The organism is Arthrobacter sp. 2RAF6 (genome assembly GCF_052115205.1).
GTDB lineage: Bacteria > Actinomycetota > Actinomycetes > Actinomycetales > Micrococcaceae > Arthrobacter.
In genome coordinates, this window is sequence record NZ_JBFRGF010000002.1 from 132,885 (window position 1) to 148,212 (window position 15,328).

The window sequence follows — 15,328 nt, forward strand, 5'->3', positions numbered from 1 at the left end:
CAATTCCACTCAGGGCTTCCGGTCCATCGAGGCCATCATGGCCTGGACCAACGATTCCTGGAGCCAAGTAGTGAAGTTGTAGACGAGCGCCAGATAGCTCTCTACGTCTTCGGCCTGGGACCAGTCCTGCATGGCGTGGACGTGGTCAGCATCCGCTTCGTCGCGGATATCGAGGCGCTCCGCCAGCACCAGACGAACATCGTTGAGGGCCATGGACCAGAGTTTCGCCTCTTCCGGGGTGAGGACGAGCTCGTTTCGGTCCAGCCCCATCGCGGCTGCCCGAAGCGCGCCGATTTTTCCTTCCCGCAGCGAACGCTCGGTGAGCTGGCGGAACTCGAGGGACGCGGCGTCGTCGTTCTTCATGACGTTCGGCAAGAGCCGCAACAGGGCGCGATCGGACGGTTCCTTGACGTTCATATCCAGGCCGATCAAGGCCGTCAGGGGATCTTCGTTGCTGGACAGCTGCGGTTCCAGCATTGAAATGACATCGTCCAGGAGTCCGCGCAGGAGTTCGCGCTCGGCGGGCTCAAGGTAGCCGGCGATGCCTTTGAGTCCGTACTTGAAAGCCTTAGCCACGTGCGCCGCCCTTGCGTCCCCGGCCGTCGCCGCTGCTGCTTGCCTTTTCAACCGTTGCCCACAAGCCGAAGCCGTGCATGGCAACCGCGTGCTGCTCCACTTGTTCCTTGCCACCGTACGCCACGATGGAACGGCCCTTCTTGTGGACCTCGAGCATGAGTTTGTTGGATTTGGCCTCGGAATAGCCGAAGTAGCTCTGGAACACATAGCTCACATAGCTCATGAGATTGACGGGATCGTTCCAGACAACCAGGTTCCAAGGGATGTCAGCAGCGCTGAGGACGTCGGTGGACGACTGCTCCGAGACATCCGTCCGTTCCTCTCCCTTTAAGCCTGCGTCTGTCACGGTGCAGGTGGCTGTATAGATGCCGGGGGCTGTGCCGGGGCCGACGGTAGTGGTCATCTGTCCATTCTAATGGTGGTGGACGGGCCCACACTGGCGAGGGACCCGGGTCGAGCGGAGCGAGACCTGGGAGCCAGTGGGTGGCCCACACTGGCGAGGGGCCCGGGTCGAGCGGAGCGAGACCTGGGAGCCGGTGGATGGGCCCACGCCGGCGAGGGGCCCGGGTCGAGCGAAGCGAGACCTGGGAGCCGGTGGATGGGCCCACGCCGGCGAGGGGCCCGGGTCGAGCGAAGCGAGACCTGGGAGCCGGTGGGGACTAGAGTGAATTCGTGAGTAGATCCGTCGCCTGGGACCACCCCCGCACGTCGTTGTACACCGATCACTATGAGCTGACCATGCTGGAAGCCGCCCTCCATTCGGGCGCGGCGCACCGGCGCTCCGTCTTTGAGGCCTTCGCCCGCCGCCTGCCCGACGGGCGCCGCTACGGCATCGTCGCCGGCACCGGCCGGCTGCTTGAGGGAATCAAGGACTTCCGTTTCGGAAACGCCGAGCTCGCGTTCCTCGATCAGCACAAAGTAGTTGACAGGCAGACACTGGACTTCCTCGCCGACTACAGGTTTTCCGGCGACATCTGGGGCTATCCGGAGGGCGAGGCCTACTTCCCCGGCTCCCCCATCCTGATCGTCGAATCCACGTTCGCGGAAGCGTGCATCCTGGAAACGTACATCCTGTCCGTGCTCAACCATGACACCGCGATTGCTTCGGCTGCCTCCCGGATGACCAGCGCGGCCGGCAACCGGCCGTGCATCGAGATGGGCTCCCGACGCACTCAGGAGGAATCCGCGACGGCGGCAGCCCGCGCCGCGGTCATCGCCGGTTTTGGCAGTACCTCCAACCTTGAGGCCGGCCGCCGTTACGGCATCAAGACCGTGGGCACGGCCGCCCACTCGTTCACGCTCCTGCACGATACCGAGCGCGAGGCCTTCGAAGCGCAGATCGCCGCCTTCGGACCGGGGACGACGCTTCTGGTGGACACGTACGACGTCGAGGTCGGGGTACGGACAGCGGTGGAACTCGCGGGTGACAAACTCGGGGCAGTCCGCCTCGACTCCGGCGACCTCGTGGCCCAAGCCCAATGGGTCCGTGAGCTGCTGGACAACCTCGGCAACACCAACACCCGGATCGTCGTCACCTCGGATCTCGATGAATATGCCATCGCAGCCCTGCAATCGGCGCCTGTGGATGTTTACGGCGTAGGTACCTCCCTCGTCACGGGATCGGGAGCCCCGACGGCCAGCATGGTCTACAAGCTGGTCAGCCGGACCAACGATGCCGGGGAATTCGTTCCCGTGGCCAAGGTTGCCAAAAACAAGGCCAGCGTGGGCGGCCGCAAATACGCCCTTCGTAAACTCAACGAACTCGGCATCGCCACCCAGGAGATCGTGGGCATCGGACACCGGCCGGAAGACGACGGCAACGACCGCCCGCTGCTCCAGCAGTTCATCAAGAATGGCGAACTGCTCCCGGGATGGACGGGACACGAGGGCGTGGTCCGGGCACAGGAGCGCCATACTGCGACCATGGCAGAACTCCCCCCGGTAGTCCGGAGGCTGCAGCGCGGCGAGCCAGCTATCCCCACCGTCTACGAGGAGGACTGAATGTCCCGTGCCCTGATTATCGTCGACGTCCAGAACGATTTCTGCGAGGGCGGGTCCCTCGCAGTGGAAGGTGGCGCCGCCACGGCTGCCGCCATCAGCGAATACCTTGACGCGAACCACCAGCACTTCGACCACGTCGTGGCCACGCAGGACTGGCACGTGGACCCGGGCAGCCATTTTTCGGAAACACCGGACCTCGTGGACAGTTGGCCACCTCATTGCCGCGCCGGGAGCAAAGGCGCCGAACTCCACCCGGATCTCGACGCCGAGTACATCCAGGCCTACTTCCGCAAGGGGCAGTACACCGCGGCCTATTCAGGGTTCGAAGGAGTCCTGGCACCCGAAGACGAAGTTCCCATGGGCGAACTCGCGCCCGGTGCCGTCCCCTCCGTCGAGCTGGACGAGGACGCCCTCGGCCTCGACGACTGGCTGCAGAGCCACGGAGTTGAGGAAGTGGTGGTAGTGGGCATCGCTACGGACTACTGCGTCAAGGCCACCGCACTGGATGCCGTGCAGGCGGGCTACGCCGTGACCGTTATCGGTGAACTCACCGCCGGAATCGCGGAGGATCTTGACCAGACCTACGCGGAAATGGAAGAAAACGGCGTCGAACTGGGTCAGAGCTAAGGACCGGGAGCCCTGCGAAGCAGAGCTACTTCCGTCCGATGAACCAATCCTGGAGCTTGCGCAGCCGCGACTGCAATTGCTCCTCGTTTGCCTGCGCGACTGCCGGACCGCCACACACCTCACGCAACTTGTTGTGGACGACGCCGTGCGGGGTACCGGTGCGCGCCGACCAGGCCGCGACGTTCTTTGCGAGCTCATTGCGCAGGTCCATCAGCATGCGGTGATCCGGAACCGCGGGTGACGCGGCGGCAGCCAACGGAGATTGGCGCTTCTTCCTCGACTGCTGATCATGCTGCCGCTGCCGGAGCAACGTTCCCACTTGTTCGGCGTCGAGCAGCCCGGGGATCCCGAGGAAATCAAGTTCGTCCTCGGAGCCGATATCGGCTCCCGTGCCGAATTCGCCACCGTCGAACAGCACCCTGTCAAAGGATGCCTGGGAATCGAGGGCCTCGAATTTGCCCTTCTCCAGGGAGTCCGAGGCCTTCTCTTCGCGGTTGGCCTCGGCCATCAGGCTCTCTTCGGGGTTGAAGAGGCCGTCCGCGTCTTCCTTCTCTGGCCGGTCCAGCGCGTGGTCCCGCTCGGCTTCCATGGAGTTGGCCAGGGCCATGAGGGGCGGCACGGACGGCAAAAAGACCGACGCCGTTTCCCCACGTCTGCGGGCACGGACGAAGCGGCCCACGGCTTGGGCGAAGAACAGCGGCGTGGACGTGGACGTCGCGTAGACGCCGACTGAAAGCCTGGGGACGTCAACGCCTTCGGACACCATGCGGACGGCCACCATCCAGCGCTTGTCGCTCGCGGTGAACTCCTCGATTTTGTGCGAAGCCTTGGAATCATCGGACAAGATCACCGTGGGCGACTGGCCCGTGATCTTCTTGAGCTGACCGGCATAGGCGCGGGCGTCGTCGTGATCCGTCGCAATCACCAGGCCACCGGCGTCGGGCACGGTACGCCGCACCTCACTGAGGCGCTTGTCGGCGGCAGCAAGAACGGCGGGGATCCATTCGCCGCCCGGGTTCAGCGCGGTACGCCATGCCTGGGAGGTGATGTCCTTCGTCACAGCAGCCTCGCCGAGGGAAGCCGCCATTTCGTCGCCCGCGCTGGTCCGCCAACGCATCTGGCCCGAATACGCCATGAACAGCACGGGACGGACAACGTGGTCCCTCAAGGCATTGCCGTAACCGTAGGTGTAGTCCGCCTTCGAACGGCGGATGCCGTCGCGGTCTTCGGCGTATTCGACAAAAGGGATGGGAGAGGTATCGGAACGGAAAGGCGTGCCCGTCAGGGCCAGGCGCCGCGCAGCAGGATCGAAGGCCTCGCGCAATCCGTCGCCCCAGGACAACGCTTCGCCACCGTGGTGGATTTCGTCGAGGATGACCAGCGTGCGTGCGGCCTCGGTCTTGGCCCGGTGGAGCATGGGCTTGCTGGCCACCTGCGCATAGGTCACCGCGACGCCGACGAAGCCCCTGCCGTGCTGGCCGTCGGAATTCTTGAAGTTCGGATCGATGGCAATGCCCACCCTGGCCGCGGCGTCCGCCCACTGCCGTTTCAGGTGGTCGGTAGGAGCGACGATCGTCACGCGGTTCACGCTTCCACTGTCAAGGAGCATTGACGCAATCCGCAGGGCGAAGGTGGTCTTGCCTGCGCCTGGCGTTGCCACGGCGAGAAAATCGCGCGGGCTGGCGTTCAGGTACAGGTCCAGCGCTTCCTGCTGCCAGGCGCGCAGCTTCGGGGCGGTTCCCCAGGCTGCGCGTTCCGGATACGCGGGGGGCAGCGCAGGGCCGCCGAAGAGTGTTTCAGTCACGCGGCTTCCCCTCGACTGGCGTCCGCCTGACTCGCGGCAATCAAGCCGGGGGCCACGCCGCCAGGCACAGCTCCATACAGGCTGCTGCGCGACGCAGCAACGATTCCAAGCAAGGCCGCTGCAGCCAGCGAAACCCAAATAACCACAAAAACACCAATCTGTTCCGGATGCGCCGAATCACGCAGGGCAGCAAACAGGCAGGGGAAATCGCTCCCCCGCCTAATACCAGGAATTACCCGACTACTGGGGCTTACTCGCTACTTGGAGTTGCCCGAGCCGCCTTTGTCTCCGCCGTCGTTACCGGGGCGAAGTCCTTCATAGATTTCTTTGCACTCGGGGCAGACCGGGAACTTCTGCGGGTCCCGGCCAGGGGTCCACACTTTGCCGCACAGGGCAATCACGGGTTCGCCTGTCAGGGCGGACTCCATGATCTTTTCCTTGCGGACATAGTGCGAGAAACGCTCCCGGTCACCGGGTTCCACTTCCTGGCGCACTTCCTCGCGCTCAATGGTTGCAGTGGAAGTTCCGGCTCCGGAAAGCTCGCGCATGGGATCGTTTTCGAATGGGTCCGGAGGCAGCGTCGTCATGCCATCCATCTTAGCCGCTGATGCTTCGCGATCAGATGCAACGCGTCAGATGCTCTGCCATTTCGGCTTGTTGTCATAGGTGTGGCGATAGTAGTCGGCGAGCTTGAGCGAGGACGCCGCAGCCTCATCGATCAGGATGGTGGCGTGCTGGTGCATCTGCAGCACCGATGCCGCGCAGATGGCTGCCACCGGCCCCTCGACGAAGTCCTTCACCGCCTGGGCTTTCTGGGCCCCCGTGGCAATCAGGACCACGTGCCGGGCATCCATGATGGTTCCCAGTCCCTGGGTCACCACGTGGTGCGGAACGTCGTCGATGCTCTTGAAGAACCGCGCGTTGTCCTTGCGGGTCTGCTCGATCAGCGTCTTGATCCGGGTCCGCGAAGCGAGCGATGAGCCTGGCTCGTTGAAACCGATGTGCCCATCCGTCCCCACGCCAAGGATCTGCAGGTCAACGCCGCCGAGTGCCCGCATGGAGTCCTCGTACGCTTGGCAGGCCGCAGGAAGGTCGGCCGCGGTACCGTCAGGGCTGTGGACATTGGCGGGGTCGATATTGACCCGGTCCGTGAATTCACGGCGGATGACTTCGCGGTACGACTCCGGGTGCCCGGGTTCGAGCCCGACGTATTCATCAAGGGCGAAAGCGTGTGCCTGGCTGAAGTCGAGGCCTCGTTCCTGGTGGCGGCGCGCCAGTTCGTCATAGACAGGGAGCGGAGAGGACCCTGTGGCAAGGCCCAGGACGGCGTTCGGCTTTCGAAGGAGCAGCGCCTCGATGGCATCCGCGGCAAGCGCCCCGATCTGCTTGCTTCCCGGAAGGATGACAACTTCCATCGTCCACGACCTTTCTAGCTGTGTTTCCCGGATCGACTGATTCAAACTCGAGGTTATCCCATGTCCCATAACTTGTCATTGTTGCTCATGGAATCAACGATTAACGGTCAATTGCGCGAAGAGCTCCGGCCCGCGCCGGTCAAGCCAGCGTCCGCCGATCCGGACACCCGACACGAACAAGCCCACCCCAAGAACCGTACCAATTGCCAGGTTGATCCATCCCCACAGCGGATCGCCTGTGATCGACTGGACAATCACCAGGACAAGTTCAGGAAGGACCAGGAGGAAAAGCACCGCCATTCCCCCGAACTGGACCGCCAGCGTCTGGGCAACGTTTCCCGGCGGCTTCTTGAACGGGCTGTCACCGGGCAACGGGACGCTGGACGTGTACCGCGCCGACACGATGGAGGCCAGGCCCAGGCCTGTGAATAGCACCCCCAGGGAAAGACCCAGGACACCGGGCAACCAGCCCCATTCTCCCGTCAGGAAAAAGGGCCCGACGGCGAAGATCAACACCACCGGGAGGGCGAATACCAGGCAGGCCAAGGCCCTGCCGAGCCGGTCGTGGATGCCGCGGACCCCGGTGGCCAGATGCAAGGCAAATGCGGTGTTGTCGTAGGAAACATCCGCGGCAATGGACCACGCGAGGACGAAGGCAGCCATTGGCCCCAGGATCACCAGCATGGAGTAGCTTCCGGACTGCCCGGACTGGAACAGGAAGATCACGGGCAACAGCGGGACCACGATCAGCGAGGCCGCGTAGCGCGGATCGCGGATCCAGTAGCTGAGGGAGCGTGCGGCAATGGCCCCCGTGGGATTTGCCGGCAGCAGTCCGAACAAGCCAAGTTTCCCGCCGCGCTTTCCCGACCCACCGGAATATGGCGGAGTGACCAGCGCCCGTTTGAGCAGGGCATTCCAGGCGGCAAACAACACGAGGAGAGTGGAGAGGGCGATCAGGGCCTTCAGGCCGGCGGCACCAACATCTCCGGACGCCAGGTCGCCGCCAAGAGACCAGGAAGCTCCGAGCGGAGTCCAGGAGACCGTCCGGGCAAGTTCGGGGAGATAGCCGGTGGAACCTGACACTCCCCTGAAGACGCTGGCTACGATCGGTCCCATCAGCACGAGTGGCACAAAGACCACAATGCTGCTCACGTCCTTGAAACGGCGGGACGCTGCGAGGCTGGCCGTCGCCGTCGTGGTCACTTTCGACAGGACCACGCAGCTCAGCAAGCCCAGCACGGCACCCAGCAGGGCTCCGAGCACCGCCGGCACGCTTCGCCACCATGTTGCCGCGGTGAATAGCGCCACGAGCATCGTGGACAGCCCGGGCACTCCGATGAATCCGGCGAGGGCAAGCCCGGTCAGCAGTTGGCGCATGGGGATCGCCGACGTCGTGAAGCGGGAAGGGTCGAGGGTCATGTCCGCGGCCGAGGCCATCAGGGGCACCACAGCCCAGGCCAGGATCGCGGCGGCACCACCGAGGACGACGGCGGTATGCGCCGTCTCGGGGTCGCCCCACCGCAGGGCGATGAGCGTCCCCACGAGGGTCGCGACGACTCCCAGCGCATAGAGCCCACCGATCGCGATTCCCACAAGCTGGCCCGGGCTGCGTCGGAAGCCGTTCAGCAGGAGCCGCCACTTCAGGCTCAGAAGGTGCGCAACCATTCCAAGCCCCCCGACTGGTTTCCGCCGCCCACCAGCTGCACAAAACGGTCCTCGAGCGTGGCGCCGTCGCGGACCGCATCTACGGTTCCGGCGGCGAGGACCCTGCCTGCAGCCACAACGGCCACGTGGTCGCACATGCGCTGGACGAGGTCCATGACGTGGCTTGAGACGATGACCGTCCCTCCCGAGCCCACGTAGTTGTCAAGAATTCCCCGGATGTTGGCGGCCGACACAGGATCCACGGACTCAAAGGGCTCGTCCAGCACCAGCAGCCTGGGCGCATGGATGAGCGCCGAGGCGAGGGCAATCTTCTTTGTCATGCCAGCGGAGTAGTCCACCACGAGGGTGCCGGCGTCGCCGCTCAGGTCGAGCGCGGCCATCAGCTCTCCCACTCTGTGGGCAACAACGTCCCTGTCCATGCCCCGAAGCAAGCCGGCGTAGGTGACCAGCTGTTCACCCGTCAAGCGGTCGAAGAGGCGGACTCCGTCGGGCAAAATCCCCATCAGCTTCTTGGCTTCAAGCGGTTTCGCCCAGACGTCCACGCCGTGGATGTACGCCGTCCCGAAATCCGGCCGCAGGAGCCCGGTGGCCATGGACAACGTCGTCGTCTTACCCGCCCCGTTGGGACCAACGACCCCGTAGAAGGAGCCGGCCGGCACATCCAGGCTGATGCCGTCGACGGCGATCTTGCCGCCGAAGCGTTTCGCAAGTCCGCGCAGGGCCAAGGCAGGCACCGGGGAGCTAGGAGGAGAACCGGGAAGCTGGACAGTCATGCAGCCAGCCTAGCCCCGGGGACGCTTCCGGGGGTCGTCCCGGAGGGGGAACTACTGAGCCGTTTTCCGGAGCCACCTCATCCCAAAGGACTAGTCCCCACCGCCACCCTAGCCTCGCAAGCTCGGCCAGGGAACCCTGGCGGCGTGGGCCCACGCCTAGAAGCTGTGCCGCGGAACCGCGCGCTGATACTGCGGTGCCCAATCCAAGGGGAAGCCGAGTTCAAAAGCCGCACGAAGCCACCAGTGCGGATCGCGGAGGGCTGCCCGTGCCATGAATACGCCGTCGGCTTGGCCCGTGGCCACCGTGTGTTCGGCCTGTCCTGGGGATGTCAGGAAGCCGACTGCCCCGGTGGGAACCCCTGCTTCGCGCCGGATCTGTTCCGAGAATCCCGTCTGGTATCCAGGACCCGCCTTGATCCGCTGATGGGCCACAGCGCCACCGCTGGAGACGTCCACCAAGTCCACGCCGTGCTCGGCCGCCGCCCGCGCGAGGCGCACAGAGGCGTCAATGTCTACGCCACCCTCGGCCCAATCACTGGCGGAAATCCTTAGCAACAACGGCATCGAATCAGGGATGACAGCACGGACGGCATCGATGACCTCAAGCATCAAGCGGTTTCGGCCGGCCTCGCTGCCTCCCCACGAATCGTCGCGCTTGTTGATCAGGGGGCTTTGGAATTCGTGCAGAAGGTAGCCATGCGCGCCGTGGATCTCCACAGTGTCGAACCCGGCATCCACGGCCCGTGTGGCTGCCGCCGCGAAATCCGAAATCACGGCGTGGATGTCCGCTTCGCTCAAGGCAAGAGGCCGTGCAAGCCCGGAAAACGCCTCGTTACCCGGACCTCGTGCAACCCACCCGCCGTCGGACTCCGCTACGGATCCGCTCTCTTCAGCGAAGGGCCAGTAAGTGGAAGCCTTGCGGCCGGCGTGCGCCAACTGGACGCCGATCTTGCCGCCCACGGCACTGTTGCGGTGGACGAAGTCCACAATCCGCTCCCAAGCGGCGGCCTGCTCGTCCGTGTACAGTCCGGCGTCCCGCGGGCTGATCCGCCCCTCGGGGCTGACGGCCGCCGCCTCCGTGAGCATGAGGGCTGCGCCGCCCGTGGCAAACGCTCCAAGATGCACCAGGTGCCAATCGTTGGGTACGCCGCCCCCGCCGTCGGGCGAGCAGCTGTACTGGCACATCGGGGAAACCCAGCCACGATGCGGCAACGTCAAAGAACGCAATTGAAGCGGGCTGAACAACGCCGGCTGCGTCATTAGAAGAGGACCCGCGCCAGACCTTGCCGGGCCTTGGCCACTCGTGGGTCCGAAATGCCGACGACGTCGAACAGTTCCAGCAGGCGCACACGCGCCGTCTCACGCTCGGGACCGAAGTTGCGGCCGATGAATGCGATGATGCGGTTGAACGCGTCCTCGATGTGCCCACCCGAGATGTCGAGGTCGGCCACCGTGAGCTGTACGTCGATGTTGTCCGGCTCCTCCGCCGCCCGCTGACGCATGGCTTCGGCTTCCGTTGCCGTCAGGAGCTCGAGCCTGCCCATCAGTTCCACTTGGGCGAGTCCGGCCTTCGCCTCGGCATCAGCCGGTTTCTCGGCCAGCGCCTGGCGGTAGGCCGTGGCCGCAGCGGCGTAGTCTCCGGCTTCAATGGCATCGAAGGCTGCCTGGTGCAGCGGCGGCAAAGGACGGGCCTCCGCGCCAGCGGCGCCCGCGCCGATACTGCCCGTTACTCCGTTGGCTTCAGCCACCTTGAGGAGTTCATCGATGAGGCTGCGGATTTCCTGGTCCGAAGCGGGCCCCTCGAAGAGCGGCACGGGCTGGCCCTTCAACACGGCGACGGCGGTGGGGATGGCCTGGACCTGGAATGCCTGCGCAAGCTGCGGGAACGCATCAACATCCGCTGCGGCCAGCACGACTTTGCCCGCGTAGCCTTCAACCACCCCTTCGAGGCTGTGGAGGAGGGTCGAGGCCTCCAAGGAGCGGTTGGACCACAGAAGGAAGAGCACGGGAATCTGGGCGGACAGCTGGACGAGGTCCTGGAAATTGGCCTCGGTGGCATCTACGCGAAGTGGCTGGCTGCTTCCGGAGCTTCCACTAGAGGCAGCCGGGACACCGCTCGGTACCGCCGGCGCAGGGCGCCGCAATGCAGAGAGGTCGACGGCGCCGCGCAGGTTGAGCTGGCTGGCAGCGGCTGGAGAGACGGGACGGGATCCTGGCGAACTCATACCGTCCACTCTAGCCGCTGCGCCAACAGCATTTGCCTACTGGAAGCTGGCTCCCACCAGGCCGCGGACCGCGGCAACGAGCTTCATGGGAGCAGTGGAGCCTGCCGGCGGAACGTAAATGGCCACCGACTCCGCGAAGGTCTGCACGAGGCCCACTTTCGTTGAATCCCCGCCCGCAAGCACTGCTGCAGCTTTCTCCACGCCGATGGTGTCACCGTCGGCCTTGGGCTTGCTGGTGAAAGCGAAGTCCAGCTTTCCCACCACCACGGCGCCGCCGTCGGAGGTCCGGAACACCGCTGTGTCCGCCGGAGAGGGCGTGTGCGTGAAGGTGAAATTGCCGTTGGTGCCGGACTTGACGGTACTCGCCTGGTAGTCCAGGACATCGGCGATGTAGGGCGAATTGGTGCCTTCCACGAGCTTGTCCTTGAACGCCGAATCCGCCTTGGTCAAGCGATCGCCCAGGGCGGCCATCGCTTCGGTCCCGCTGTACTGCAGCCCGGACTTGTCTCCGGCCGCCATCTGCGCGGTTCCGCCCAAGGGGATCGCCGGGAAGGACGTTCCGGGCTGCAGCGGGGACGTGCTCTTCAGCTTGTAGTTCTCCCGCGGCGAGGCCTGCACGAGAGTCAGGACCTGGGGAACTACGTTGCCATCGCCCTGGGTCAAGGCGATCACTGTGCGTGGCCAGGTCCGCTGGGTGGAGATGACGCTGCCCAGCAATTTGCTGGACCGGACGGGCATCCGCGCCTCGTGCGTGGCAACCTGGGAGCGGATCTTGTAGTTCTGCGTACGCACCTGAAGTTCCGTGCCGTCAACCCTGGGGGCAAGCTTGGAGGCGTCACGTGCAGCATCTCCAGCCGCAACTGCGCCGGCGACCTGGTCCAGGATGCGCTTGAGCTGCGCGTCCACCAAGTCCGGGGCGGTCTGCGCACCGGCGGTCCCCGCAGGGCTCGCCGTCGCGGATCCAGTCGGAGAAGTCGCGGATCCGGAGGGAGAAGGAGTCTCGGCCGCTTGGGCGCCTGCCGCGGTGCCACCGACGAGGGCCGTCACAACAGCTGCGGCTACAAGCGAAATACGAAGTGCGGGTCCACCGCCTGTGCCCTTTTTGGTGTCCTCGGCGGGTGCGTCTTCGCCGGCGATGTCCTTGTTGGCCTCCTTGGCGGTGCCTTCGCCGACGGCCTCCGGGTCGGTTTCCGTGTTCCCGCCGCCCTGTGGACCGTTCGGGCGGGAGCCCGTGCCCCGGCCCCTGGTGAACTTGCTGACGAACGGCAACGCCGCACCCGCCGCGATGAGGATCGCGCCAATCACAATGAGCGGGACGGCCCACGGCATGGTGGCATCATTGGCGAACGTTATGGCGACCGACGACGGCGCCGGCTTGGTTCCGTCGCTAGCCAGGAGGAGGGACCAGTTGCCACTCGCGGGAGGGGTAAAGGTGTAGTCCAGCTGTCCGTTGGCGTTCTCGGTTTGCACCCACAGGTCCGATCCGGCAGGCGACGGAGCGCTTGCTTCGCCGTCGGTGCCGGCGACCTGGAGGGACTTGCCGTCCTCGGAGACGCCGGTGATGCTGTTGTGCGCGGTCTTGCCAACCCACGCATCGACGTCGTCGGGACGTCCGACAGCCAACACGAACTTGCCGTCGCCCTTGATGCTGATTTGTCTGGGACCACCCTTGTGGGTCAACACGTCTTGGGTGATCACGGTCAGCGGAGCGGCTTTGGAGTCGCCGGGGGCGGAAGCGGTTACGGTCTCGGCCGGGGCCCAAAAGGTCAGCTGGCCAATGCCGGCCAACAGTGTCAGCAGGCCAAGCAGCACCAGCGAAACTGCAGTCTTCAATCGCACAGGAATACCAATCATCAGCGGTCGTTGAACTTCAAGGGTAACGGTTTTGTTACCAAGGAGTCAGTTCGGGGCCCTCCCGAAGGGCTTCCCGCGGCACGGCTCACCCTCTAGAATTCGCCAATTCCGGCCTGCTGATAGTGTGGCGAACAACATGACATCGGGCACTCCTGGAGCCTGACCGCGGAACGAAAAGGCAGCTGAAGCACGTGAAAGAGCGCAAGGATCCCACCCCCGCCGGACAAGGACCGGGGACCGGCCCGGATGGCTTGGCCGATGGGTCTGGCCGGGACGGCAGGGATCACGGCGAGGGCCTGATGGCGCCCTTCGTACGCCGCCTCCGCCAGCCCATTCCCGGCGCCCAACCACGGGTCCGCTTCGAAATGCCTCCCGAACTTGAGCACGATGCAACAACCGAGCCCGCCGAGGATGAATCCGACGGTCCACGCTTCGGTTCCCCCGGCCCGAGGATGTCCGCGCAACATCCGCTGTATGTCGGCTTCATGGGCACGGCCGGCGTCGGCGTCGCCCTCATGCTGTATTACATCGGCACCAATACCGTCCAACTGCTGTTGTGGATAGTTACGGCCCTGTTCATCGCCCTGGGACTGGACCCCGTGGTCCGCTGGCTCGAAGACCGCAAGGTGCCGCGCCCTGCCGGCGTCGTCATCGCCGTCGGAGTCCTCGTTGCCGGAGTAGCGGCGTTTTTCGCCACCCTTATCCCCACCATCGTGGAACAGGTCTCGCAGATCGTGCGGCAGGCTCCGGACTGGATCCGGGGCTTCGTGGATTCGGATTTCTTCCGCTCCCTCGACAGCCAATTCGGCGTGCGCGACAAGATCAGCCAGGAGCTCGACAAGTTCGTCAAGAACCCCGACGCCATGGGCGGTATTTTCGGCGGCGTCGTCGGTTTCGGATCCACGGTGGCCAACGGGGTCTTCGGGACGCTGATCGTCCTGGTCCTCAGCCTGTACTTCCTCGGTGCCCTGCCTGCCATGAAGAGATGGGGATACCGGCTCGCACCGCGGTCACGCAGGCCCCGGGTGGAGGCGCTGTCCGAGGAGATCACACGCTCGGTGGGCAACTATGTGATCGGCCAGGTTTGTGTTGCCTTGCTCAACGCGTTGTTCGCGTTCATCGTCATGAGCATCCTGGGAATTCCGTTCAGCGTCCTGCTGGCTTTCGTGGTTGCCCTGCTTGCGTTCATCCCCTTGGTGGGCGGAATGATTGCCGCTGTGGTGGTCATCCTGGTAGCCCTGACCGCCGGCTGGCAGACCGCCGTGATCTACGCAATCTGCTACTTCGCCTATCTGCAGTTCGAGGCTTACTTCATCTCCCCGCGCATCATGCAGAAGGCCGTTGCCGTTCCAGGTGCTGTTGCCGTGATCTCCGTGATCGCGGGCGGCAGCCTACTGGGCGTGCTCGGCGCCTTGATCGCCATCCCGACGGCGGCAGCCATCATGCTGCTGATCAAGGAAGTCTTCATCGTCCGCCAGGACCGCCACTAGGCCGTAACCATTTAGAACGGGGGCCATTAGGCCGTCGCCACTGGGCCTGTCCAGTGGCGCGGCAGGCCATCGGGCCCGGCACCGGCTTCCGTCACGTCGTCCACGATCTCGTCCAAGACCCGGGCCGCGTACTTCTCGCCGACCCATAGGTGCTTGGCTCCGTCGATCCCCAAGACCCGGGCCTGCGGCACCAAGCTGAATCGTTCGGCGGCCTCGGCGGGCTGAAGATAGTCGTCGTGTTCCGGAACCAGGACTGTCAGCGGCTTTCCCGAAGCAGCCCATTCCTTCAAGTGCACGTCCGTCGCCCGGTGCAGCGGCGGAGACAGCAGGATGGCTCCCTCCACTTGGGAAGCCACCGGCTCAACGGCACCGTACATCAAGGCCAGCTCGGTGCCGAAGGACCAGCCAACCAGCCAGCGATGAGGAAGCCCGCGTTCAACCGCGAAGCGAACAGCAGCCTCGACGTCGTACCGCTCACCGATTCCTTCGTCGAACTTCCCCTGGCTGGTACCCCGAGGCGAATGCGTTCCCCGCGTATTGAAGCGCAGAACCGCGAGGCCGGCCAGCGCCGGAAGCCGATAGGACGCCTTCCGGTAGACGTGCGAATCCATGAATCCGCCGTGCGTAGGCAAGGGGTGCAGCGTAATAAGCGTGGCCGAGATCTCTCCGGACTCCGGCAGCGCCAGCTCACCCACAAGCAACTTGCCGTCTTCGGTGAGGAACTCCACGTTTTCGCGGTGCGCCGGCAATACGGTTGATGCCCTGATGTCCGTGGCAGACTCCGGCTGGCTGAAAACGAGGGAAGCAGGATCGAAACTCATGTTTCCAAGCTTAAGTGCTCGGCGGCGGGGCCGTCGTCGTGGAATCCCCGCTTTTGGCCGTTCGCGCTGTCCGGATT

The 15,328-nt window shown here is 64.7% G+C and carries 14 protein-coding genes; 3 read left to right on the forward strand and 11 right to left on the reverse strand.

What is annotated here, in order from left to right:
• Positions 1-9: 9 nt before the first annotated feature.
• Both AB4Z38_RS02110 and clpS read right to left on the reverse strand, forming a co-directional pair.
• Entirely contained in the window at positions 10-576 is a 567-nt protein-coding gene (locus tag AB4Z38_RS02110; RefSeq protein ID WP_441428172.1) for a DUF2017 domain-containing protein, read from the reverse strand.
• Entirely contained in the window at positions 569-979 is a 411-nt protein-coding gene (gene clpS / locus AB4Z38_RS02115) for an ATP-dependent Clp protease adapter ClpS (RefSeq protein WP_441428173.1), read from the reverse strand. The genes AB4Z38_RS02110 and clpS overlap by 8 nt, the downstream gene beginning before the upstream one ends.
• Before the next feature lie 269 nt (positions 980-1,248).
• Between clpS and AB4Z38_RS02120 the strand changes: the two genes are divergently transcribed.
• Positions 1,249-2,577 carry a nicotinate phosphoribosyltransferase gene (locus tag AB4Z38_RS02120; protein ID WP_441428174.1) on the forward strand — a complete coding sequence of 443 codons (1,329 nt, stop codon included), beginning with the start codon at positions 1,249-1,251 and terminating at the stop codon, positions 2,575-2,577.
• Complete coding sequence (locus AB4Z38_RS02125) at positions 2,578-3,204, forward strand: isochorismatase family protein (RefSeq protein ID WP_441428175.1); 627 nt, start codon at positions 2,578-2,580, stop codon at positions 3,202-3,204.
• 25 nt (positions 3,205-3,229) lie between these two features.
• On the opposite strand, the gene AB4Z38_RS02130 is transcribed toward AB4Z38_RS02125, so the two are convergent.
• From AB4Z38_RS02130 to AB4Z38_RS02165, 8 genes are all read right to left on the reverse strand, one after another.
• Positions 3,230-5,008, reverse strand: a complete 1,779-nt coding sequence (locus AB4Z38_RS02130; protein ID WP_441428176.1) for a DEAD/DEAH box helicase — start codon at positions 5,006-5,008, stop codon at positions 3,230-3,232.
• Between the two features lie 257 nt (positions 5,009-5,265).
• Complete coding sequence (locus tag AB4Z38_RS02135; protein WP_284984673.1) at positions 5,266-5,604, reverse strand: DUF3039 domain-containing protein; 339 nt, start codon at positions 5,602-5,604, stop codon at positions 5,266-5,268.
• A gap of 36 nt (positions 5,605-5,640) precedes the next feature.
• Entirely contained in the window at positions 5,641-6,423 is a 783-nt protein-coding gene (gene nagB / locus AB4Z38_RS02140) for a glucosamine-6-phosphate deaminase (protein WP_441428177.1), read from the reverse strand.
• Positions 6,424-6,516: 93 nt separating this feature from the next.
• Positions 6,517-8,088: a transporter gene (locus AB4Z38_RS02145; protein WP_441428178.1), complete on the reverse strand. Its 1,572-nt coding sequence runs from the start codon at positions 8,086-8,088 to the stop codon at positions 6,517-6,519.
• Positions 8,070-8,861: an ABC transporter ATP-binding protein gene (locus AB4Z38_RS02150; protein ID WP_441428179.1), complete on the reverse strand. Its 792-nt coding sequence runs from the start codon at positions 8,859-8,861 to the stop codon at positions 8,070-8,072. The genes AB4Z38_RS02145 and AB4Z38_RS02150 overlap by 19 nt, the downstream gene beginning before the upstream one ends.
• Before the next feature lie 156 nt (positions 8,862-9,017).
• Positions 9,018-10,121, reverse strand: a complete 1,104-nt coding sequence (locus AB4Z38_RS02155) for an NADH:flavin oxidoreductase/NADH oxidase (RefSeq protein ID WP_441428180.1) — start codon at positions 10,119-10,121, stop codon at positions 9,018-9,020.
• The gene (locus tag AB4Z38_RS02160) at positions 10,121-11,086 is read right to left on the reverse strand and encodes a co-chaperone YbbN (RefSeq protein ID WP_441428181.1); all 966 of its coding nucleotides are present in this window, start codon (positions 11,084-11,086) and stop codon (positions 10,121-10,123) included. The genes AB4Z38_RS02155 and AB4Z38_RS02160 overlap by 1 nt, the downstream gene beginning before the upstream one ends.
• A gap of 36 nt (positions 11,087-11,122) precedes the next feature.
• Positions 11,123-12,940, reverse strand: a complete 1,818-nt coding sequence (locus AB4Z38_RS02165; protein ID WP_441428182.1) for a hypothetical protein — start codon at positions 12,938-12,940, stop codon at positions 11,123-11,125.
• A gap of 299 nt (positions 12,941-13,239) precedes the next feature.
• Between AB4Z38_RS02165 and AB4Z38_RS02170 the strand changes: the two genes are divergently transcribed.
• Complete coding sequence (locus AB4Z38_RS02170; protein ID WP_441428264.1) at positions 13,240-14,430, forward strand: AI-2E family transporter; 1,191 nt, start codon at positions 13,240-13,242, stop codon at positions 14,428-14,430.
• A gap of 26 nt (positions 14,431-14,456) precedes the next feature.
• Here AB4Z38_RS02170 and AB4Z38_RS02175 read toward each other — a convergent pair whose 3' ends face one another.
• Complete coding sequence (locus tag AB4Z38_RS02175; RefSeq protein WP_441428183.1) at positions 14,457-15,251, reverse strand: alpha/beta hydrolase; 795 nt, start codon at positions 15,249-15,251, stop codon at positions 14,457-14,459.
• Positions 15,252-15,328 lie beyond the last annotated feature (77 nt).

Coding starts and splice junctions, on each gene's coding strand:
- AB4Z38_RS02145 (WP_441428178.1), bottom strand. CDS start 8,088: ATGGTTGCGCACCTTCTGAGCCTGAAGTGGCGGCTCCTGCTGAACGGC.
- clpS (WP_441428173.1), bottom strand. CDS start 979: ATGACCACTACCGTCGGCCCCGGCACAGCCCCCGGCATCTATACAGCC.
- nagB (WP_441428177.1), bottom strand. CDS start 6,423: ATGGAAGTTGTCATCCTTCCGGGAAGCAAGCAGATCGGGGCGCTTGCC.
- AB4Z38_RS02175 (WP_441428183.1), bottom strand. CDS start 15,251: ATGAGTTTCGATCCTGCTTCCCTCGTTTTCAGCCAGCCGGAGTCTGCC.
- AB4Z38_RS02160 (WP_441428181.1), bottom strand. CDS start 11,086: ATGAGTTCGCCAGGATCCCGTCCCGTCTCTCCAGCCGCTGCCAGCCAG.
- AB4Z38_RS02150 (WP_441428179.1), bottom strand. CDS start 8,861: ATGACTGTCCAGCTTCCCGGTTCTCCTCCTAGCTCCCCGGTGCCTGCC.
- AB4Z38_RS02165 (WP_441428182.1), bottom strand. CDS start 12,940: ATGATTGGTATTCCTGTGCGATTGAAGACTGCAGTTTCGCTGGTGCTG.
- AB4Z38_RS02155 (WP_441428180.1), bottom strand. CDS start 10,121: ATGACGCAGCCGGCGTTGTTCAGCCCGCTTCAATTGCGTTCTTTGACG.
- AB4Z38_RS02135 (WP_284984673.1), bottom strand. CDS start 5,604: ATGGATGGCATGACGACGCTGCCTCCGGACCCATTCGAAAACGATCCC.
- AB4Z38_RS02125 (WP_441428175.1), top strand. CDS start 2,578: ATGTCCCGTGCCCTGATTATCGTCGACGTCCAGAACGATTTCTGCGAG.
- AB4Z38_RS02170 (WP_441428264.1), top strand. CDS start 13,240: ATGGCGCCCTTCGTACGCCGCCTCCGCCAGCCCATTCCCGGCGCCCAA.